Genomic DNA, 21755 nt, shown 5'->3' with positions numbered 1-21755 from the left:
CTTCCGGTCAACAGGTTGGCGTCCACGGCTACCGCGTTGTGAGGGTTCACAAGGCAGGATGCGAACATCAATAACCAGAGGATGGAAGCATGGAAGGTACTTCTGCAAGTCCCCAGCGACTGAATGCCGCCCAGCGATCTGCGCATATTCGCGAAGTGGTGCTGGCCAGAGGGGTTGAACTGCGTAGGCGCTACCCGGTTCTCAACCATCAGGACGCCTTGGGCGCGGGCATCCTGGCCTTCGCCTTGGCCGGAATGATCGGCTCTGCGACGCTCTATCTCACCGGGCATATGGCCTGGTGGGTGTGCCTGTTGCTTAATGCGTTCTTTGCCTCATTGACCCATGAGCTGGAACACGACCTGATTCATAGCATGTACTTTCGCAAACAGCGCGTGCCGCACAACCTGATGATGGGCCTGGTCTGGCTGGCGCGGCCAAGCACGATCAACCCGTGGATTCGTCGGCACCTGCACCTCAACCATCACAAGGTCTCCGGCACGGAAACCGACATGGAAGAACGGGCGATCACCAACGGCGAGCCCTGGGGTTTTGCGCGGCTGTTGATGGTCGGCGATAACGTGATGTCGGCGTTCATCCGCATGCTGCGGGCCAAGACGTGGGAACACAAGTTCAGCATCATCAAGCGCGCCTTGAAGGTCTATGCGCCACTCGCGCTGGTGCATTGGGGCGCGTGGTACGTGTTTCTTGGTTTTCACGCCGCCAACGGCATCGCACACCTGTTAGGGGTACCGATCGAATGGTCAGCGACCACGCTCTCGGTGATGCAGGTGATCGACATCGCGGCGGTGGTGATCATCGGTCCGAACGTGTTGCGCACGTTTTGCCTGCACTTCGTCAGCTCGAACATGCATTACTACGGCGATGTGGAGCCGGGCAATGTGCTTCAGCAAACCCAGGTACTCAACCCGTGGTGGATGTGGCCGTTGCAGGCGTTCTGCTTCAACTTTGGCAGCAGCCATGGAATCCATCATTTTGTGGTGAAGGAGCCGTTTTACATCCGCCAGATGACCGTGCCCGTGGCGCATCAAGTGATGCGCGAGATGGGGGTGCGCTTCAATGATTTCGGGACGTTTGGGCGGGCAAACCGTTTTATTCGCAAGGAAGCCGTCGAACCGCAGGAAGTGCGTGCAGCTCGGGCTTGATCGATGCATCCGGAAACTCAAACGCTGGTCATCAAATTGACCCAAAGAGACGCTAAATTGTGGCCTGGAGAGTGAATGGCATATGCGATTAAGGTCTAACAAAGTAATTAAGTATTCCTTTATTAGATAACCTTTTTCGCCAATCATCTCGCTACAGATTTTGAGTTTCCGGGGCCGTCTCCTTGGCAGGGAGCGGCCCCTTTTTTATGCCTGAGGAAAACCACAAACCCCTTGTGGGAGCTAACCTGGCTAGCGAATACGGCGGATGACTGATAGTCCGCTTTCGCTAGCAGGCTAGCTGCCACAGGAAAGCGCGACATATTCGATAAAGATCTTAATAAATAGCTTCTTATTCCTTAACGAATATAACTCTCCTCCCTATACTCGACCGGGAACAGACACGCAGCAGGAGAGTTCCCCATGCGCAACGAATCAATTCGCTACCTGATTGTGCCGGGCTGGCAAGGATCGCCAGAAGATCATTGGCAAAGCCACTGGCAGAACAGCCTGCCGAACAGCGCGCGGGTGGAGCAGGCCGATTGGCTGACCCCGCGTCGTGAAGACTGGGTTGCGGCGCTGGCCGAGGCGATTGCCGCCGACAGCACGCCGGTGATCCTGATTGCCCATAGCCTGGGATGCATCACGGTCGCGCATTGGGCGGCCACTGCACCGCTGAATTTTCTGCGTCAGGTACGCGGCGCCTTGCTGGTCGCGCCGGCGGACGTCGAGCGTCCGGCCTGCGCACCGGCGCTGCGTAATTTTGCGCCGATTCCGACCGACCTTTTGCCGTTTCCGAGCCAGGTTGTCAGCTCCGACAACGACAGTGCCGTCAGTGCACCGCGTGCTCTGGAACTGGCCCGTAACTGGGGCGCCGAGGCGGGGATTCTGTCGGGTGCCGGGCACATCAACGTGAAGTCCGGTCACCAGCGTTGGGAGCAGGGTTTTGCGTATCTGTATCGCCTGCAAAACCGCATGGAACATCACGCCCTGCGCCGCGCTTAGCCTTTCCTTTTTTTAAAACGGCCCCGCCTCCCAGCGGTTCTGGCCGGGAGCCTGCCATGAGTTTTGAAGCCTTCGGTCAGCCGCTGCTGACCTTTCCCGACGCAGAAAAAAGTCCACTGAGCATCCGCGCCAAGGCGCTGGTGTTCGTTGATCCACGCTCGCGTCAATTGCGCGAGGAGCTGGAGCAACTGGCGCCGCGTTCGATTTCGGTATTGATCCGTGGTGAAACCGGTAGCGGTAAAGAGCTGTTGGCGCGGCACATCCATCGCGCCAGTGAGCGCGGTGGGTTATTCGTCTCGGTCAATTGCGGCGCGATCAGCCCGACCTACGCCGACGCCGAATTGTTCGGCTATGCGGCCGGCAGCTACAGCGGGTCGGCGAGCAGTCGCGCCGGCTGGTTCGGTTCGGCCAATGGCGGCACGTTGTATCTGGACGAGATCGGCGACCTGCCGTTGCCGATCCAGATCAAGTTGCTTGCCGCATTGGAAAACCACGAAGTCACCCGCGTTGGTGCACCTCAACCGAGCCCGGTGGACGTACGTCTCGTAGCTGCGACCAGCATCGATCTGGCGCAAGCCGTGGCTGCCGGTAAATTCCATGAGCGGCTTTATCACTACCTCAGTGAAGGTCAACTCGCACTGCCGGCCTTGCGCGAACGGGTGGGCGATATCCTGTCGCTGTCAGAATATTTCCTCGGCATTTATAGCCAGCGACTCGATTTGCCGGTGCCGCTGATCAGCGAAGCGGCTCAACAGTTGTTAGAGGCGCATAGCTGGCCGGGCAATACACGGGAGTTGGAAAACGTCATTCACTTTGCGTTGCTGGTGAGTACCGGTGACGAGATTTTGCCGGAGCATTTGAATCTGCCTGGGGTGCCTGCGCCGTTGACGCAGATCGAGCAGCAACTCGAACACATCCTCAGCAAAGGCAATGCCAGCGAGAAAACCGCTTTGAAACAACTCCTGAAAGACGCCGCGCTTCTGTAGGCGCTGGCGTAGCGCGCGATCTTTTGATCCTGGCAATGCCGAATCAAGATCAAAAGATCGCAGCCTTCGGCAGCTCCTGCACTGTATGAGCAAAATGGAATATGAAAGTGAATAAAAGATATTGTTCGGGAATAAAAAATCCCGGTATTGTCCGCCTCACGCCAGCGATAGCACTTCACTGGCACTCGTACTAAACAAGCCGTCGTCGATGACGACCGTGATTTTCGATAAGGACACTGCATGAAAAAGGTTCTGTTGTTCACCGCACTGGCGGCTGCCCTGACCGCGGGCCTGGCCCAGGCTGGTGAGAAACTGGTGGTCGCGGCGACCCCGGTCCCACACGCCGAGATTCTGGAACTGATCAAGCCAACCCTCGCCAAAGAAGGCGTGGACCTGGAAATCAAAGTGTTCACCGACTACGTTCAACCGAACGTGCAAGTTGACCAGAAGCGTCTGGACGCCAACTACTTCCAGACCCTGCCATACCTGAAAAACTTCAACGAAGGCAAAGGCACCAACCTGGTGACTGTGATCGGCGTTCACGTTGAACCGTTCGGTGGCTACTCGAAGAAGTACAAAAAACTGGCTGATCTGCCAAACGGCGCGACCATCGCGCTGCCGAACGAAGGCAGCAACAGCGGCCGTGCCCTGCTCCTGCTGCAGAAGGCTGGCCTGATCGAGTTGAAAGACCCGAAAAACGCCTTGGCTACCCCGAAAGACATCGCCAAGAACCCGCACAACTTCAAGTTCAAGGAACTGGAGTCGGCCATGCTGCCGCGCGTGCTGGACCAGGTTGACCTGGACCTGATCAACACCAACTATGCGCTGGAAGCCGGTCTGAACCCGGCCAAAGACGCGCTGGTGATCGAAGGTGCCGATTCGCCTTACGTGAACTTCCTGGTGGCTCGTCCGGACAACAAGGACAGCGTAGCCATCCAGAAACTGGCCAAGGCATTGACCAGCCCTGAAGTGAAGGCGTTCATCGAGAAGAAGTACAGCGGCGCGGTACTGCCGGCGTTCTGATTCGACGCAGCATCGAACCCCTTCAGGGTTTCAAACGCCGACGGCTGATACTAGCGTCGGCGTTTTTTATTGGGTGTGAGATATACCCGTGGCGAGGGAGCTTGCTCCCGCCGGGTTGCGAAGCGACCCCAATAGCTGGCGGCAGGTACACCGCGCTGGCTGGTTTTGCGACTGCTGCGCAGCCGAGCGGGAGCAAGCTCCCTCGCCACAAAATCAAGAGCTATCAGAGCTATCAGAGCTATCAGAGCTATCAGAGCTATCAGAGCATCAGAGCATCAGAGCATCAGAGCATCAGAGCATCAGAGCATCAGAGCATCAGAGCATCAGAGCATCAGAGCAATCAAGGCTGCCAGGGCGCTCAGGCCACCCTGGCCTTCAACGCCCTGCGCAACGCCATCAGCAACTTCACGATGTCCTGCGGATCCAGTCGCTGCGGTACTTTTACGTCAGCCATGTTCTCTTCCTTGTGATGGTTCGGCCGGGAGTCTGGCCAAAAGCTGTGCGTCCTTGGAAGGCTATTTCGAAAAAAAGATCCTTCCTACAGCGAAAAGGAAAATAGTCGTCTTCCTGCGCCGCAGCAAATCCGCAGGATCGTTTTTTGCGTGATATCAATATGCTTTAACGGTATTCAAAATCTTCTTTTTATACCTTTAAAGTGGTCAATTGCCGCGCCGCCTAATCCGGCCAATACCACGCCGGTTCATCCAGCATCCGTTGCCCGACAATCCCGGTCTGCCCGAGGTTTTTCTCCAGCACGATGCAGTTGCATTCCGGGTCTTCCTGCAACGCCGAGATGAGCCGCCGCGCATGGGACACCACCCACACCTGACACTGCTCCGATGCCCGGATAATCAAGCGCGCCAACGCCGGCAACAGGTCCGGATGCAGGCTGGTTTCCGGCTCGTTCAACACCATCAACGTCGGCGGGCGCGGCGTCAGCAGCGCTGCCACCAACAGCAAATACCGCAAGGTCCCATCGGACAACTCCGCCGCCGATAAGGGGCGCAACAACCCTTCCTGATAAAACTCGATGGCGAACCGGCCGCCGGCCAGCGGCTCGATATGCAGCCGTGCACCGGGAAACGCATCGCTGATCGCGTTGCTCAACGCGTCGGGGTCGCCAATTTCGATAATGGTCTGCAACGCCGCCGCCAGATCCCTGCCGTCGTGGTGCAGCACCGGGGTTCGGGTGCCTAGTTGCGGTTGACGCACCGGTGCGTCGGCGTCGCTGCGAAAGTGATCGTAGAAGCGCCAGCGGCGGATGAACTCACGCATCTCCAGAACCTCGGGCGAGGTACGCAGGCTGCCGACCTGATCGAACAGGCTGTCGAAAGTCGGCGTGTGCTGTGCCAGCACGTCCCAGGTGCGGTTGGCTCGCGTACGGATCATCGGCCCGTCGCGATCCACCAGCAGGCTCGCTGGGCGATAGAACGCCCCGGCCCACAGGCATTCTCGCTTGATCTGCGGATCGAGGCTGAACCGCGACGGAATGGGTGAACTGTGCCCGGGTAACATGAAATGACCGTTGGATTCGGGTAGCCCGAGGCTGATCGAGTAACCGAAATCCTCGCCGGCAAACCCCAGGCGCAGGCGTTTGACGCCGTGACGCACGGTCGCCTCGATCGGCACTTCACCGTTACGCATGCGCCGGGTGATGTTTTCCGGTCCGGCCCAGAACGTCGAATCCAGCCCACCCTCGCGGGCCAACGCATTGACCACGCCGCCCTGGGCGGTTTCCGCCAGCAGGCGCAACGCGCGGTAGAGGTTGGACTTACCGCTGCCGTTCGGCCCGGTGATCAGGTTCAAACGACCCAGCGGGATCACCAGTTTATTGATCGAGCGGTAATTGGCCACCGCGAGGGTTTTGAGCATGGGAAGCTTCCTGATTGCTAAGCGTGCAGCAAACCTGTGCACCTGTTGAACCCTGTTCTAAGCTCACAGTCGTATCGCCATTGGCACGTTCGTACAACGCAAAGGAGTCTGCATGGCTGGTCCCGGATTGAAAAGAGTGGTTGGCCTGAGCCTCCTTGTCCTGTTGAGTGCCTGCGGCGAAAAACCCCAGGTTGAAAAGGACCGTCCGCGGGTTTTTGTGCAGGCCGTCAAACCGGCTGATTACGCCGTATCCGTGACCCTGACCGGCGATGTTCAAGCGCGCGTCCAGACCGAACTGTCATTCCGCGTCGGCGGCAAGATCATTCAGCGTATGGTCGATGTCGGTGACCGGGTGTCGGCCAAACAAGTGCTCGCCAGACTCGACCCGAAAGACCTGCAAACCAACGTCGACTCGGCCCAGGCGCAGGTCGTCGCCGAACAGGCACGAGTCAAACAGACCGCCGCCGCCTTCGTTCGCCAGCAAAAACTCCTGCCCAAGGGCTACACCAGTCAAAGCGAGTACGACTCGGCACAGGCCGCATTGCGCAGCAGTCAAAGCGCGCTGACGGCCGCCCAGGCGCAATTGGCCAATGCGCGTGAACAACTGGGCTATACCGCGCTGATCGCCGACGCGCCGGGGATAGTTACCGCCCGCCAGGCCGAAGTCGGCCAGGTGGTGCAGGCCACGATGCCGATTTTCAGCCTCGCCCGGGACGGTGAGCGTGATGCGGTGTTCAACGTCTACGAATCGCTGCTGGCAGAGGCTCCCGAAGATAAAACGATCGTGGTCAGCCTGCTCGACAACCCGGCCATCAAGACCACGGGCACGGTTCGGGAAATCACTCCGGCCGTTTCCGCGCAGACCGGCACGGTGCAGGTCAAAGTCACCCTTGATGGTTTGCCGGAAGGCATGCAGCTCGGCTCTGTCGTCAGCGCCACGGCGAAGACGCCGGGTAAGTCGGCGGTTGAGCTGCCGTGGTCGGCCCTGACCAAAAACCTCAGCGACCCGGCCGTGTGGCTGGTGGATGACGAAGGCCGGGCGCAGTTGCATACGATCACGGTCGGTCGTTACCTGACCGGCAAAGTCATCATCAACGATGGCTTGAAGGGCGGCGAAAAAGTCGTCATCGCTGGCGGCCAGTTGTTGCACCCCGGCGTGAAAGTGGAAATTGCTGAAAACACCTATAAAGACCTGGCCGGAGGGGCTCAGCCATGAAGCGCCTGTTGCTGGTGTTCGCCGGTGTGATGCTGGTGGCCTGTTCGGAACAAGAGCCGCCGCCGGAGCCGGTGCGACCGGTGCTGTCGATCAAAGTGCTGGCGCTGGACGAGGAAAATCTCGGCCGCTTCGCCGGCAGCATCCAGGCCCGTTACGAAACCAATGTCGGATTCCGCGTGCCGGGGCGGATCGCCAGCCGTAACGTCGATGTTGGCGCCGAGGTCGAGAAGGGCGCCTTGCTCGCCACGCTCGATCCCACGGATCAGCAAAACCAGCTACGCTCGGCCGAGGGCGATCTGGCCAAGGTTCAAGCGCAGCTGATCAACGCCCAGGCCAACGCCCGTCGCCAGCAGGAGCTGTTCGATCGCGGGGTCGGTGCGCAGGCGCAACTGGACATCGCCCAGACGGATCTGAAAACCACTCAGGCCTCCCTCGATCAAGCGAAGGCGGCAGTCAATCAGGCCAGGGATCAACTCGGTTACGTCGAACTGCGCACTGACCACAAAGCCATCGTCACCGCGTGGAACGCCGAAGCCGGCCAAGTGGTGACCGCCGGCCAGCAAGTGGTGACCCTGGCGCAGCCGGACATCAAGGAAGCGGTGATCGACCTGCCCGACACGCTGGTCGATCAGTTGCCGGCGGACGTGGTGTTTCAAGTCGCCGTGCAACTGGACCCGAGCATCACCACCACCGCCACCGTTCGCGAAATCGAACCCCAGGCCCAAAGCGCCACCCGCACCCGTCGCGCCCGCCTGACCCTGACCGATACGCCACCGGGTTTTCGCCTGGGCACGGCGATCAGCGTGACCCTCAGCTCGGCCATCAAACCGCGTATCGAACTGCCCCTGACCGCGCTGCAAGAGGTCGATGGCAAATCGCGAATCTGGGTCATCGACCCACAGACCCAAACCGTTTCCCCGCGTGACATCAACCTGATCAGCCGTACCGATTCCATGATGGTCCTGGCCAACGGCGTGAAATCCGGCGAGCGCGTTGTCAGTGCCGGTGTGAACAGCCTGAAACCGGGGCAGGAAGTGAAAATCGACGAGGACGGCCCACAATGAAAGGGAGCTTCAACTTATCCGAATGGGCCCTCAAGCATCAGTCGTTTGTCTGGTATCTGATGTTCATCGCGCTGCTGATGGGCGTGTTCTCGTACTTGAACCTCGGCCGCGAAGAAGACCCCTCGTTCACCATCAAGACCATGGTGATCCAGACCCGCTGGCCGGGTGCGACCCAGGAAGAAACCCTCAAGCAAGTCACTGACCGCATCGAGAAAAAACTCGAAGAGCTCGATTCCCTCGACTACGTGAAAAGTTACACCCGCCCCGGTGAATCGACGGTCTTCGTCAACCTGCGTGACACCACCAGCGCCAAGGACATCCCGGAAATCTGGTACCAGGTGCGCAAGAAAATCAACGACATCCGCGGCGACTTCCCCAAAGGCCTGCAAGGGCCGGGGTTCAATGACGAATTCGGGGATGTGTTCGGTTCGGTGTACGCCTTCACCGCCGACGGTTTGTCGATGCGCCAGTTACGCGACTACGTCGAGCAGGTCCGCGCCGAGATCCGTGAGGTGCCGGGCCTGGGCAAGGTCGAGATGGTGGGTGAGCAGGACGAAGTGCTGTACCTGAACTTCTCCACCCGCAAACTGGCGGCGTTGGGCATTGATCAGCGTCAGGTCGTGCAGAGCCTGCAATCGCAAAACGCCGTGACGCCGGCCGGGGTGATCGAGGCCGGGCCGGAGCGTATTTCCGTGCGCACCACAGGGCAATTCGTTTCCGAGAAAGATCTGGAAAACGTCAATCTGCGGCTCAATGATCGCTTCTATCGTCTGGCCGACATTGCCGATATCAGCCGGGGTTATGTCGACCCGGCGACGCCGGAGTTTCGCTTCAACGGTCACCCGGGCATCGGCCTGGCCATCGCCATGAAGAAGGGCGGCAACATCCAGGATTTCGGCAAGGCGCTGCACCAGCGCATGACCGACCTGACCGCTGACTTGCCGGTGGGCGTCGGTGTGTACAACGTTTCCGACCAGGCGGCCGTGGTCGAAAAGGCCGTCGGGGGCTTTACCAGCGCGCTGTTTGAAGCGGTGGTGATTGTGCTGGTGGTCAGCTTTGTAAGCCTCGGCGTGCGCGCCGGGCTGGTGGTGGCGTGCTCGATTCCGCTGGTGCTGGCGATGGTCTTCGTCTTCATGGAATACAGCGGCATCACCATGCAGCGTATTTCCCTCGGCGCCTTGATCATCGCCCTTGGCCTGCTGGTGGACGACGCGATGATCACGGTCGAGATGATGGTCACCCGCCTGGAGATGGGCGAAACCAAAGAGCAGGCGGCCACCTTCGCCTACACCTCGACCGCGTTCCCGATGCTCACTGGTACGCTGGTAACGGTGGCCGGTTTTGTACCGATCGGCCTGAACGCCAGTTCGGCGGGCGAGTACACCTTCACGCTGTTTGCGGTGATCGCCGTGGCCATGCTGGTGTCCTGGGTTGTCGCGGTGCTGTTCGCGCCGGTGATCGGCGTGCACATCCTCAGTGCCAACGTGAAACCTCACAACGCCGAGCCCGGCCGCATCGGCCGTGCCTTCAATTACGGCATGCTCTGGTCCATGCGCAATCGCTGGTGGGCCATCGGCATCACCATTGCCTTGTTCGTGGCGTCGGTGTTTTCCATGCAGTTCGTGCAAAACCAGTTCTTCCCGTCTTCCGACCGCCCGGAAATCCTCGTCGACCTGAACCTGCCGCAAAACGCTTCGATTGCCGAAACCCGCAAAGCCGTAGACAAGCTCGAAGCGACACTCAAGGACGACCCGGACATCGTCCGCTGGAGCACCTACATCGGCGAAGGCGCGATCCGTTTCTACCTGCCGCTCGACCAGCAATTGCAAAACCCGTACTACGCGCAATTGGTCATCGTCAGCAAGGGCCTGGAATCGCGAGAGGCCCTGAGCCAGCGTTTGCGCGAGCGCTTGCGCAAGGACTTCGTCGGCATCGGCAGCTACGTCCAGGCGCTGGAAATGGGCCCGCCTGTCGGGCGACCGATCCAGTACCGGGTCAGCGGCAAGGACATCGACCAGGTGCGCAAACACGCCATCGCCCTGGCCACCGAGCTGGACAGGAACTCGCACATCGGCGAGATCATTTACGACTGGAACGAGCCCGGAAAAGTCCTGCGTATCGACATTGCCCAGGACAAGGCGCGGCAACTGGGGCTGTCGTCGGAAGACGTGGCCAACCTGATGAACAGTATCGTGGTCGGTGCGCCGGTGACGCAGGTCGATGACGATATCTACCTGATCAACGTCGTTGGCCGCGCGGTGGACGCGGAGCGCGGTACACCGGAAACCTTGCAGAACCTGCAGATTGTCACGTCGAGCGGCAACTCGATTCCGCTGCTGGCCTTCGCCACCGTGCGCTATGAAATGGAGCAGCCGCTGGTGTGGCGTCGCGACCGCAAGCCAACCATTACCATCAAGGCAGCGGTGCGCGACGAGATTCAGCCGACCGATCTGGTGAAACAACTCAAACCTGACATCGACAAGTTCGCCGCGTCGTTGCCGGTGGGCTACAAGGTCGCTACGGGCGGCACCGTCGAGGAAAGCGGCAAGGCCCAAGGGCCGATTGCCAAGGTCGTGCCGTTGATGCTGTTCCTGATGGCGACCTTCCTGATGATCCAGTTGCACAGCGTACAGAAGCTGTTCCTGGTCGCCAGCGTCGCGCCGCTCGGTTTGATCGGCGTGGTGCTGGCGCTGATCCCCACGGGCACGCCGATGGGGTTCGTGGCGATCCTCGGGATTCTGGCGCTGATCGGCATCATTATCCGCAACTCGGTGATTCTGGTGACGCAGATCGACGCCTTGGAGAAAGAGGGGTTGTCGCCGTGGGACGCGGTGGCGCAAGCCACGGAACATCGTCGCCGGCCGATTCTGCTGACGGCTGCGGCGGCGAGCCTGGGGATGATCCCGATTGCCCGGGAAGTGTTCTGGGGGCCGATGGCCTACGCGATGATCGGCGGCATCATCATCGCGACGTTGCTGACGCTGCTGTTTTTGCCGGCGCTGTATGTGGCCTGGTACAAGATTCGCGAGCCGAAGAAAGAGGCAGCGTGATCAAAAGCAAAAAGATCGCAGACTAATCCGCGCGACGCCAGACACTCGCCAACCAAGGCTGCTGCTCCCGCGGCAGCCCCGCCGGCCGGTAGTAATGCTCCAGCTCCACAAACCCCGCCGCGTTCAGCAATTCCTGCCATGCCTGAAGATCGTGATAAGCCCCATACCGCGGCCCATTCCAGCCTTCCTGATTTTCACCCCGCGGATTGGAACTGAACAACACACCGCCCGGTTTCAAAGCGGCATGCAATTGCTTTAACACCCGAGGCAATTCCTGAAGCGGAATGTGAAACAGCACCGCATTGGCGAAGATCCCGTCAAAGCGCCCGGCCGGCAAATCAAGCTTCAGAAAATCCTGCTGCCAGACCTCGCAACCACTGTCCTCGCGCGCCATCTGCGCAAACTTGTCCGAGCCGTCGAGGCCGACCGCCGTGTGGCCCATACGCGTGAACGTCTGCAAATCACGACCCGGCCCGCAGCCAAAGTCGAGAATGTCGAATGGCGCATCGCCCTGAATATGCCGCAACAGCGCATCGATGTTCTGGCTGACGTCATGGTCACGCGTGCCTTCGCGAAAACCTTCGGCCACCGAGTTGTAATGACCCAGGGTGGTGGAAGTGATCTGCTCGAGGTCGGCGGGAGTCTGTTTCATGGTCGGGCTACGCAGGCAATTGGGATTTGCCGAATATACGCCATCAGGTCTGTGGCTGCTGCGCAGCCCACGACCTGTTACTTCTTACAGTATCGGTCGGACCAAAAAGAGCTCAGTCTTAGCTTGACCCGAGCGAAGGACCGGCGAGACTGTGAACGCTCACCTACACACACCGAAGCTGTCGGTGATTGATCCGCGAGCCTTGGCGATCCGCAGCGTGGACTATTGTCGCCATCCGGACGAGGTCGTTATTGAACCTCGCATCACCCGGCAGATCTTCGATGAGGCCGGGCGGCTGGTTGCGTCATGGGATCCACGGCTTTGGGGCACGGCGTCGAAGCCGAACCTGACCAACCTCTACGGCTTGAGTCGCCAGTCGTTGCTGACGGACAGCGTTGATGCCGGCTGGCAGTTGAGTCTGTTTAATCACACCGATTCGCTGCATGCATTCTGGGATGGCCGGGGCTGTCAGCGTGAATGCGAATATGACGATCAGCAGCGTCCTGTCGCGGTCACGGAGCAGGGCGCAGCCGCATTGGCTCGTGTGGTCGACCGGTTCACCTACGGTGGCTGCGACGCAACGTTTACCGAGCGTAACCAGTGCAACCGGCTGATCCGTCATGACAGCCCGGCTGGTTCTCAAAACCTCGATGATTATGGTGTGGCCGGCGCTGTGCTGGCTGAATGCATACGTTTCCTCAACGATCTTGATACACCCGACTGGCCCCTCGAAATCGATGCCCGCGACGCGTGGCTGGAGACGCAATCGTTCGTGACGCAACACACCTTCCTGCCCACGGGCGAGATTGAGCGCCAGACCGATGCCATGGGCAATACCCGAACCTTTGGCTACGACGTGGCCGGCAGGTTGAGTGAAACCTGGCTGCTGCTGGCCGGGGATGGCAAACAACCGCAGTGCGTGGTCAGCGACATCCGCTACAACCCCTACGACCAGATCGAAAGCGAAATCGCTGGCAACGGTGTGAAAACGCAAGCTGAGTACGGCGCAGATGACGGTCGGCTGATCAGGCTGGTGGCGGCGGTCGGCAATCAAAGGCCACTGCAAGACTTGAACTACATCTATGACCCGGCAGGCAATATCGTCGAGCTGGAGGACAAACCCCAATCCGTTACCTGGTTCAACAATCAGCGCATCGAACCGATCAACCGTTACCGCTATGACAGCCTGTCTCAACTGATCGAAGCCAAGGGCTGGGAAGTCGCGAACCCCAGCCACGGACCGACGCTGCCGGACTTGCTGCCCACACCGCTGGACCCGAATCAGCGGCGCAATTACACCCAGCGTTTCGAATACGACGCGGCGGGCAATCTGATCACCCGTCACCACAGCGGTGCGCCGGGTTTCTCGATGTTCACCTCAGCCCGCAGCAATCGAAGCCTGGCGCAGCGGGATGAGGGTTCGCTGCCGGGGGAATCCGACATCGATTCAGGCTTCGATGCCTGCGGCAATCAGCTTGAGCTTCAACGCGGCCAAGCCATGACCTGGGATGTTCGCAATCAGCTAAACCGGGTGACCTTGGTCAAACGCCAGGATGAACCCGACGATTACGAAGGTTATGCCTACGACCGCCCCGGCCATCGGTTGCGCAAAGTGCACGTCAGCCAGGCCAATCGCCGAACCCTGCGCACAGAAGTCCGTTACCTTCCCAGCCTCGAAATCCACCGACAGGCCGATGGTGAAGTGCACCACGTCATCAACGCCGAAGCGGGACGTTGCAGTGTTCGCGCCTTGCATTGGCCCGAAGGCACCCATGTCGAACAACTGCGTTACAGCCTCTGCGACCACTTGGGTTCCAGCACGCTGGAGTTGGATCATGAAGCAGGCGTGCTGACTCAGGAACACTATTACCCCTTTGGTGGCACCGCCTGCTGGGCGGGGGAAAGTGCTTTGGTGGCGAAGTACAAAACGATTCGCTATTCCGGCAAAGAGCGGGATGCGACGGGGCTTTGTTACTACGGATTTCGGTATAGCGCACCATGGTTGCAACGGTGGATATCCCCGGATCCGGCGGGCTCTATAAACGGCCTTAATCTTTTTTTATTTGTTTCGAATCACCCAGTCAATCTCGAAGATGTGGATGGCCGTTTTTATGAGGGGGAGGGGGATAAAATTGAACGGAGTCTGTCATTTGGTGCAAAGATTGTCGCGCGTGGACTAGACCAGTTTTCAGCGGAGCAAAGAGATATTGTCAGATCGGAATTGCTCAAGCGGGAGCGTATATTTTCTGATGCTCAACGTGCATTGCTCTCAGATTTCTCCGGAGTTGGAGACATTATGCAGAGTCACTTTGGTCCCGCGTACGGCGTCGTTGCGAACAAAGTTCTGGACTCCTGGAGTCGGGGGGAAGCCCTAGTGAGAGAGTACCAAGGGAGCCGAGGAAATTATAAGTTTATAGGGTTTGAAACCGATAATAAAAACTTTTACGGAGAGGTGGATGTCAGTGATGTCCATGGAAGAATAGCGGTTAGCATTGATATAATTAATACCGGGAAGCTAAATGTGTTTTTTGGTCATGAAGTACTCCATCTAACGGGTGTGAATAACATTGCAGCGGTTGGGCCCGGTGCACTGGATGGTTTTTATTTAAGCTCAAGTGCTGATTGGACTGTGGGTCGTAGTGTTACTCAGTACATTTTTCAGGAGAGTCGAGTGTCTGAAATTATTATGCAGGGGGGAATGAGTCTGGACTATCTGAACTCATTTACAGATGTTCATAGCGATTTTATTAGTGTTGTTGAAAAATATGACGGAAGAGTTGGGTCTGGAATGGATATCCATACCGCGATATCAACTTTTAATGCTGATATATACTTGCGCGCCGAAATGGCAGCCGTGAACGCGGATAGCCTTGTATTTGCTGCGGACGCTTTGAGTCAGTCGTATCTGAATCGGCATGCTTAAGGGGGAGTGGTATGTCGATTGGAGCGGGTTACCCGCTCCATTTCAACCTAGTAAGTGTTCACATCTGCCTAGCGTTTATTCAATCCCCGCGCCAACCGATCCCCGCCCAACTGAATCACCGCCACCAACACCACCAGCAACACAATCACCGTCAGCATGATCTGGCTATCAAACCGCTGATACCCATACCGATACGCGATGTCCCCCAACCCGCCAGCACCAATCGCCCCGGCCATGGCCGATGAGTTGATCATCGTCACCAACGTAATGGTGAAACCACCCACGATCCCCGGCAGCGCCTCGGGCAGCAACACATGCCAAACGATATGCCAGCGCCGGCACCCCATCGCTTGCGCCGCTTCGATCAAGCCGAAATCCACCTCACGCAAACTGACTTCCGCGATGCGCGCAAAGAAAGGCGTGGCCGCAATGGTCAGCGGTACTACAGCAGCCCAGACACCGTAAGTGGTGCCCACGATCAACCGCGTGAACGGGATCAACGCCACCATCAAAATCAAGAACGGAATCGAGCGAAACAGGTTCACGAACGCACCCAACGCGCGGTTCAGTGCCGGTGCTTCGTAGATCCCGCCTTTGGAGCTGGTCACCAGGATCACCGCCAGTGGAATACCCGCCAGCAGCGCGATCAGTGACGACACGCCCACCATCAAAAACGTGTCGATGAAACCCTGCAGCAAGCGATCAAACCACATAACCCAGCACCTCCACCTGTTGTGCCCAATGACCGGCGCGCTGGCGCAGTTCTTCGGCGCCGAGGGACGAGCCGGCCACCGCCAGCAACAATTGCCCCAGTGCATGGCCCTGAATCCGTTCGACGCCGCCTTGCAGCAAGCGCACGCGGCCACCGAGTGCGGCGAACAGCGCTGCAAGATCCGGCTCGTCCGTGGCGCTGCCGGTGAATTGCAAACGCAGGACCACGGCGGCATCCGAAGATTGAGGCTGTGCCTGTAAACGACTCTGCAGCTCTTCTGGCAACGCGTGTTGCAACGGTGCGAGCAAGGTTTTGCTGACCTCATGCTGCGGGTTGCCGAAGACTTCCCAGACCGGGCCTTGCTCGACGATTCGCCCGTGTTCCAGCACGACGACGCGGTCGCAGATATCGCGGATCACCGCCATTTCGTGAGTGATCAGCACGATGGTCAGCCCCAGTCGCTGATTGATCTCGCGCAGCAGGCCGAGGATCGATTGCGTGGTCTCCGGGTCCAGTGCCGACGTGGCTTCGTCGCACAGCAGAATCGCCGGGTCGTGCACCAGGGCGCGAGCAATGCCGACGCGCTGTTTCTGTCCACCGGAAAGCTGTGCCGGGTAGGCTGTGTGTTTCTCTTGCAGGCCGACCAGTTCCAGCAGTTCGCGGACTTTCCGCTCGCGTTTTTCCTTAGGCACGCCGGCGACTTTGAGCGGCAATTCGACGTTCTGCCAAACGGTCTTGGCCGACATCAGGTTGAAGTGCTGGAAGATCATGCCGATGCGCCGACGCAGCGTGACCAGGCGGTCTTCATCGAACTCGCCGATGTCCACCTGATCGATCAGCACGCGCCCCGTGCTCGGTTGTTCTAGGCGGTTGATGGTGCGGATCAGCGACGACTTGCCGGCGCCGCTGCGGCCGATGATGCCGAACACTTCACCGCGCTGGATCGCCAGGTCAATGCCCTGAAGTGCGGCCACCGGACCTTGCTGGCCGTTGTAGGTTTTGCCCAGGCCGATGAAGCGCACGTGGGCACGGTTCAGGTCTGGGTGCAGTTCAGTCTGTTCGGCGTTCTGAGGCTCTGGAATTTCCAGTCGCCGTTGGATAGCGGCCGTCATGTTCAGCTTTCCCAACCGGCTTGGTAGAGCTTGCCGTGAGCCTTGTCGAGGGCGGCGCGAACGGCGGGCGAATGCTGGTAGATGTCGACGAATTTGATCAGGCGCGGGTCGGTTTTGCTTTTTGGCTGGATCACGAACTGGATCACGTATTCCTTGTGATCGAGGCCGTCGAACAGCAGCGCGGAACCGGCGTCGAAGGTTTTCGCCAGGCGAACGTACGCCGGGTAGCCCTGAACCAGATCGGCATCATCGTAGGCGCGTACCAGTTGCACGGCTTCGACCTGAAGGATTTTGATTTTCTTCGGGTTGGCGATGATGTCTTCTTCGGTGGCCTTGTAGCCGACACCCGGTTTGAGCGTGATCAGCCCGGCCTTGGCCAGCAGTTGCAGGCCGCGACCGCTGTTGATCGGGTCGTTGGCGATGGCCACGCTGGCGCCTTCCGGCAGCTCGTCGAAGCTTTTGTATTTCTTCGAGTAGAGGCCGACGTTGTTGATGATGCCCGGCGCGAACGGCACCAGGTCAAAACCGGAGGCGGCCCTGGCATTTTCCAGGAACGGGACGTGCTGGAAGTAGTTCACGTCGATGTCGCCGGCGGCGAGGCTGACGTTGGGCGCGATCCAGTCGGTGAACTCGACAAGTTCGACTTTCAGGCCTTGTTTGTTGGCTTCCTCGACGGCGGCCTCCAGGGGGATGGCGAACGCGGCGGTGGTGCCGACTTTCAGCGGCGCGTCGGCGCCGAAGGTGATGGAGCTGAAAAGGCCGAGGGCCAGGGCCAGTGCTTTGACTGGGTGAGAGAGGTAGTGCTTGGTCATGATGGTTATTCCAGTCAATTAACAATGTGTGAACGCATTGGTGGCGAGGGAGCTTGCTCCCGCTGGGCTGCGGAGCAGCCCCAAAGCCATTCGATGAGGTGCGTCAGGTAAAAACAGTCTGCGGGTTTTGCGACTGCTGCGCAGTCGAGCGGGAGCAAGCTCCCTCGCCACAGGGGATCAGTGTCGGTAGTGAGAGCCGGTGTGTTGCTCAGGCAAATGCGCTTCGCCGTGAAACAGCTTTTCCCGCAAGCTGCCGTTGTCATAGGCGGTCTTGTACGACCCACGCCGCTGCAACTCCGGAATCACCTGTGCAATGAAGTCCACATAGCTTTCCGGCGTGACAATCCGCGTCAGGTTGAAGCCATCCAGCCCGGTTTCGGCGATCCACGATTCCAGTTCATCGGCCACTTGCTCCGGCGAGCCCACCACGGTGATGTAGCGGCCACCGAGGGCGTGTTGCTCGAGCAACTTGCGTCGCGTCCAGTCGTTGTTTTGCAGGTTCTTGGTGGCCGACTGAATCGCGTTGCTCTTCACGTACTGGATCGGTTCGTCGAGTTCGTACTCGGAAAAATCGATCCCGGTCGACGCCGAGAAATGCGCCACGCCGGCCTCGGCGCTGGCGTAGCTCAAGTACTCGGCATGCTTGGCCCAGGCCAGCTCTTCGGTGGCGCCGACGATCACGTTCAGCCCCATGAACACCTTGATGTCTTCGGGATTACGCCCGGCCTCGACGGCGCTGGCGCGGACCTTGTCCACCTGGACCCTGGTCGATGGTTTGTTCTGCCCGCTGATGAATACGCACTCCGCGTGGCACCCGGCGAACAGCAAGCCGCGATCCGAACTGCCGGCCTGGAACAGCACCGGCGTACGCTGCGGCGACGGTTCGCAGAGGTGATAACCCTCGACCTGATAGAACTCGCCCTTGTGTTCGATCCTGTGCACTTTGTCCGGTTGCGCGTAGATCCGCTGTTTGGGATCGTTGAGCACTGCACCGTTTTCCCAACTGCCTTCCCAGAGTTTGTAGAGCACCTCGAGGTATTCATCAGCCTGGTCGTAACGACGGTCGTGCTCAACTTGCTCGCTCAGGCCCATGGCCTTGGCGGCGCTGTCGAGGTAACCGGTGACGATGTTCCAGCCGACCCGACCGCGACTCAGGTGATCGAGCGTCGACATGCGCCGGGCGAACAGATAGGGCGGTTCGTAAGTCAGGTTGGCGGTCAGCCCGAAGCCAAGGTTTTTGGTGACGGCGGCCATCGCCGAGACCAGCAGCAACGGGTCGTTGACTGGCAGCTGGATCGACTCTTTCAGCGGCACGTCCGCCGAGTTCTGGTAGACGTCGTACACGCCGACGATGTCGGCGATGAACAAACCGTCGAACAGTCCACGCTCCAGCAATTGCGCCAGTTCGGTCCAGTATTCGATGGTTTTGTATTGGGTGGAGGTGTCCCGTGGATGCGTCCACAAACCATGGTTGATGTGCCCGATGCAGTTCATGTTGAACGCGTTGAGCAGGATCTTCTTTTTCGCGTCGGCCATCAGATGGTCCCCCGCAGCGGCGGGTTTTCATCGTTGAGGTAGTAGTTGCCCACGGCGTGATACTTCCAGCGCACCGGGTCGTGCAGCGTGTGCACCCGAGCGTTGCGCCAGTGGCGATCCAGTCCGTGTTCGATCAGGGTTGCCTGGCTGCCGGCCAATTCGAACAGCGTGCTGCCGGCAGCGAGGGAGATTTCGGTGCTGATGGCGCGGGCTTCGGCGACGGCAATCGATGCCGCAGCGACAGTCTCGGCGTTGGTCTCGGCCTGGGCCTTGTCGAGGAATTCGCCGGAACGCTCCAGCAGCGCTTCTGCTGCGTGCAAGCGGATGCTCAGATGGCCGAAGCTCTTGATGGTCAGCGGGTCATCGGTGGCTTTTTCATGCGTGGCGTCGATCCATGGCCGGGTTTTGGTTCGCACGAAATGCAGTGCGTCTTCATAGGCGGCGCGGGCGATGCCGGTGTCGATGGCGGCGTGAAGTATCTGCGCCAGCGGGCCGACCGGGGTCGGGCGTTCGAAGGCACTTTGAAACGCGATGACGTCTGCGGCGGCGACGTATACGTCTTCGAACACTACCGAACCGCTGCCGGTGGTGCGCTGACCGAAGCCGCTCCAGTCATCGATGACGGTCAGGCCTTTGCTGTCGCGCGGGACGAATGCCAGTTGCTGCACGCCGTTTTCATCCACCACTGACGTCGGGATGCGTTGTGCGTAGATCGCACCCGTGGCGTAGAACTTGCGGCCGTTGATGCGATAGCCGTCACCGTCTCGAGTCAGGCTGGTGACGCGGTCGTGGGCGGTCTTGGTGCCGAGTTCGGCGAGCGCGTTGCCGAAGCGCTGACCAGCGAGCACTTCTGCGTAGAGGCGTTTTTTCTGCTCTTCGCTGCCATTCACTCGCAGCACTTCGAGGGCATAAAAATGGTTCTGCGGAATTTGTCCGAGGGAGCCGTCAGCCTGGGCGATCAGGGCAATCACCTTGGCCAGCGTGACGTTCGAAACGCCAGCGCCGCCGTACTCCTTCGGCACGCTGATGCCCCACAGGCCCGAGCGGGAAAACACTTCCAGTTCAGGGTGCGGCAAACGGCGCTCGCGGTCGCGCAGGGCGCTGTCGCGTCTGAAATCTTCAGCCAGATCAGTGGCGACGATCAGGGCTTGTTCATCGCCGGTGATGACCGCGACGTGGTGAGAAAGAGTCATAGGTTTCTCCAGATATCGGGTCGTCAGATCCAGGAATGGCGAGCCGGCAGCGTGCCGTTGAGGTGGTACGCGCCGACCGCGTGATATTTCCAGCGCACCGGGTCGTGCAGCGTGTGCACGCGGGCGTTGCGCCAGTGGCGGTCAAGGTTGAATTCGGCGAGGGTGGCGCGGCTGCCGGCCAGTTCGAAAAGTTTTTCGCTGGCCAGCAGCGAGATTTCGGTGGTCAGCACCTTGGCTTCGGCCACGGCAATCGAAGCCCGCGCAGCGGAGTCGGCGGTGAGCGGCACGGCGTTGACTTGATCAAGCACTTGCCCGGCCTTGCGCAGCAGCGCTTCGGCGGCGTGCAGTTCGATTTTCAGTTTGCCAATATCAGCAATCACGTACAGGTCGTCGCTGGCGCGTTCGACCTTGGCGTCGATCCACGGCCGTGCGCGGTTTTTCACAAACTCGATGGCGTCGTCGATGGCGCCGCGGGCGATGCCGGCGTCGATGGCCGCTTGAATCAATTGCGAGACGGCACCCTGGATATTCGGCTTGTCATTGATCTTCCAGTTATCCACAACAAGCTCGGCGTCGACCCGCACGTTGTTGAGCAAAATGGTGCCGCTGGCGGTGGTGCGCTGGCCGAAACCGGACCAGTCATCGACGATGCGCAGACCCGGAGTGCCGCGACGGACAAAAGCCAGCACTTGCTTGCCGTCGTCGTTCAGCGCCTTGACCGCGACCCAGTGGGCGAACAGGGCGCCAGTGGAATAGAACTTCTGTCCGCTGATGACAAAACCATCACCGTCGGCAGTGATCCGTGCCTTGAGTTCAAGGGTGTTTTTGGTCCCGCGTTCCGGCCCGGCATTGCCGATGCGCCAGCCTTCGAGCACGCTTTTGAACAGCTGCTTTTTCTGCGCTTCGGTGGCGCTGCCGAGCACCAGGTTGAGAATGCCGAACTGGTTCTGCGGGATCTGTCCCAATGCCGGGTCGGCCGCGGAAATGATCGCGAACACCTCGGCCAGTGTGACGAATGAAACCTGCGGGCCACCGTACTCGCGCGGGATGGCAATGCTGCCCAGGCCGCTGCGGGTGAACTGTTCGATTTCCGACCATGGCAACCTGCGCTGCTGATCACGTTTGGCCGCTTGCAAGCGGGCGACGTGCGCCAGCTCATGGGCGGCCTTGATGGCTTGCGCGTCGTTGCGCAAAACCTGCGCGGGCAACAACAGGGGGGCGATATCCAGATCACTCTGGAGGGTTGCTTCTGCCAGACTGGACATCAGTGCCGCTCCTTGGCTGCACGCAATGCCCTGGCGATCTGCACTGGGGTGATTGTGTTCCGGACCATACCTACCTCACATCTCATGGAACGCTGCGATGAGTGCAGCGAAGTAAAAACAAGAATGTCCGGTGGTCCGGTGCATATACCCTAAGCGCGTATAAAAAATAAATAA

General features: G+C 59.5%; 16 protein-coding genes. 8 read left to right on the top strand and 8 right to left on the bottom strand.

Annotation, left to right across the window (positions count from 1 at the left end):
* Window positions 1-89: 89 nt before the first annotated feature.
* The 4 genes from ACM6I5_RS05360 to ACM6I5_RS05345 all read left to right on the top strand — a co-directional run bounded on the left by ACM6I5_RS05360 (window position 90) and on the right by ACM6I5_RS05345 (window position 4174).
* Window positions 90-1163 carry a fatty acid desaturase gene (locus tag ACM6I5_RS05360; protein ID WP_414883325.1) on the top strand — a complete coding sequence of 358 codons (1074 nt, stop codon included), beginning with the start codon at window positions 90-92 and terminating at the stop codon, window positions 1161-1163.
* A gap of 420 nt (window positions 1164-1583) precedes the next feature.
* The gene (locus tag ACM6I5_RS05355) at window positions 1584-2165 is read left to right on the top strand and encodes an alpha/beta hydrolase (RefSeq protein WP_414883324.1); all 582 of its coding nucleotides are present in this window, start codon (window positions 1584-1586) and stop codon (window positions 2163-2165) included.
* Between the two features lie 56 nt (window positions 2166-2221).
* On the top strand, window positions 2222-3151 hold the full coding sequence (locus ACM6I5_RS05350; RefSeq protein ID WP_414883323.1) for a sigma 54-interacting transcriptional regulator: 930 nt from the start codon (window positions 2222-2224) through the stop codon (window positions 3149-3151).
* Window positions 3152-3391: 240 nt separating this feature from the next.
* Window positions 3392-4174 carry a MetQ/NlpA family ABC transporter substrate-binding protein gene (locus ACM6I5_RS05345; protein ID WP_017335879.1) on the top strand — a complete coding sequence of 261 codons (783 nt, stop codon included), beginning with the start codon at window positions 3392-3394 and terminating at the stop codon, window positions 4172-4174.
* A 675-nt stretch (window positions 4175-4849) separates the two neighbouring features.
* Here the strand turns inward: ACM6I5_RS05345 and ACM6I5_RS05340 are convergent.
* Window positions 4850-6046: an AAA family ATPase gene (locus tag ACM6I5_RS05340; protein WP_414879191.1), complete on the bottom strand. Its 1197-nt coding sequence runs from the start codon at window positions 6044-6046 to the stop codon at window positions 4850-4852.
* A gap of 112 nt (window positions 6047-6158) precedes the next feature.
* Between ACM6I5_RS05340 and ACM6I5_RS05335 the strand changes: the two genes are divergently transcribed.
* From ACM6I5_RS05335 to ACM6I5_RS05325, 3 genes are read left to right on the top strand one after another with little or no spacing between them, the layout of a single operon-like run.
* Window positions 6159-7262, top strand: a complete 1104-nt coding sequence (locus ACM6I5_RS05335; RefSeq protein WP_414883322.1) for an efflux RND transporter periplasmic adaptor subunit — start codon at window positions 6159-6161, stop codon at window positions 7260-7262.
* Window positions 7259-8326, top strand: a complete 1068-nt coding sequence (locus ACM6I5_RS05330; protein WP_017335883.1) for an efflux RND transporter periplasmic adaptor subunit — start codon at window positions 7259-7261, stop codon at window positions 8324-8326. Before ACM6I5_RS05335 ends, ACM6I5_RS05330 begins: the two co-directional genes overlap by 4 nt.
* On the top strand, window positions 8323-11376 hold the full coding sequence (locus tag ACM6I5_RS05325; RefSeq protein ID WP_414883321.1) for an efflux RND transporter permease subunit: 3054 nt from the start codon (window positions 8323-8325) through the stop codon (window positions 11374-11376). The genes ACM6I5_RS05330 and ACM6I5_RS05325 overlap by 4 nt, the downstream gene beginning before the upstream one ends.
* Window positions 11377-11398: 22 nt before the next feature.
* Here ACM6I5_RS05325 and ACM6I5_RS05320 read toward each other — a convergent pair whose 3' ends face one another.
* On the bottom strand, window positions 11399-12028 hold the full coding sequence (locus ACM6I5_RS05320) for a class I SAM-dependent methyltransferase (protein ID WP_017335885.1): 630 nt from the start codon (window positions 12026-12028) through the stop codon (window positions 11399-11401).
* Window positions 12029-12179: 151 nt separating this feature from the next.
* On the opposite strand from ACM6I5_RS05320, the gene ACM6I5_RS05315 reads away from it, so the two are divergent.
* The gene (locus ACM6I5_RS05315; protein ID WP_414883320.1) at window positions 12180-14951 is read left to right on the top strand and encodes an RHS repeat domain-containing protein; all 2772 of its coding nucleotides are present in this window, start codon (window positions 12180-12182) and stop codon (window positions 14949-14951) included.
* Window positions 14952-15019: 68 nt separating this feature from the next.
* Here ACM6I5_RS05315 and ACM6I5_RS05310 read toward each other — a convergent pair whose 3' ends face one another.
* The 6 genes from ACM6I5_RS05310 to ACM6I5_RS05285 all read right to left on the bottom strand — a co-directional run bounded on the left by ACM6I5_RS05310 (window position 15020) and on the right by ACM6I5_RS05285 (window position 21581).
* A complete protein-coding gene (locus ACM6I5_RS05310; protein WP_017335887.1) occupies window positions 15020-15664 on the bottom strand; it encodes a methionine ABC transporter permease in 645 nt (214 codons plus the stop codon).
* The gene (locus ACM6I5_RS05305) at window positions 15654-16775 is read right to left on the bottom strand and encodes a methionine ABC transporter ATP-binding protein (RefSeq protein ID WP_414879879.1); all 1122 of its coding nucleotides are present in this window, start codon (window positions 16773-16775) and stop codon (window positions 15654-15656) included. Before ACM6I5_RS05305 ends, ACM6I5_RS05310 begins: the two co-directional genes overlap by 11 nt.
* A gap of 2 nt (window positions 16776-16777) precedes the next feature.
* Window positions 16778-17587: a MetQ/NlpA family ABC transporter substrate-binding protein gene (locus ACM6I5_RS05300; protein ID WP_017335889.1), complete on the bottom strand. Its 810-nt coding sequence runs from the start codon at window positions 17585-17587 to the stop codon at window positions 16778-16780.
* 177 nt (window positions 17588-17764) lie between these two features.
* Window positions 17765-19123, bottom strand: a complete 1359-nt coding sequence (locus ACM6I5_RS05295; RefSeq protein WP_414883319.1) for an LLM class flavin-dependent oxidoreductase — start codon at window positions 19121-19123, stop codon at window positions 17765-17767.
* Entirely contained in the window at window positions 19123-20316 is a 1194-nt protein-coding gene (locus tag ACM6I5_RS05290) for an SfnB family sulfur acquisition oxidoreductase (RefSeq protein WP_414879881.1), read from the bottom strand. Before ACM6I5_RS05290 ends, ACM6I5_RS05295 begins: the two co-directional genes overlap by 1 nt.
* 23 nt (window positions 20317-20339) lie before the next feature.
* Entirely contained in the window at window positions 20340-21581 is a 1242-nt protein-coding gene (locus ACM6I5_RS05285; protein WP_017335892.1) for an SfnB family sulfur acquisition oxidoreductase, read from the bottom strand.
* Between the last annotated feature and the right edge of the window lie 174 nt (window positions 21582-21755).

The organism is Pseudomonas sp. IT-P171, from assembly GCF_949767765.1.
Classification (GTDB): Bacteria; Pseudomonadota; Gammaproteobacteria; order Pseudomonadales; family Pseudomonadaceae; genus Aquipseudomonas; species Aquipseudomonas fluorescens_B.
Note: the sequence above shows the minus strand (reverse complement) of the source record. Positions and strands in the feature narration are given on the sequence as shown.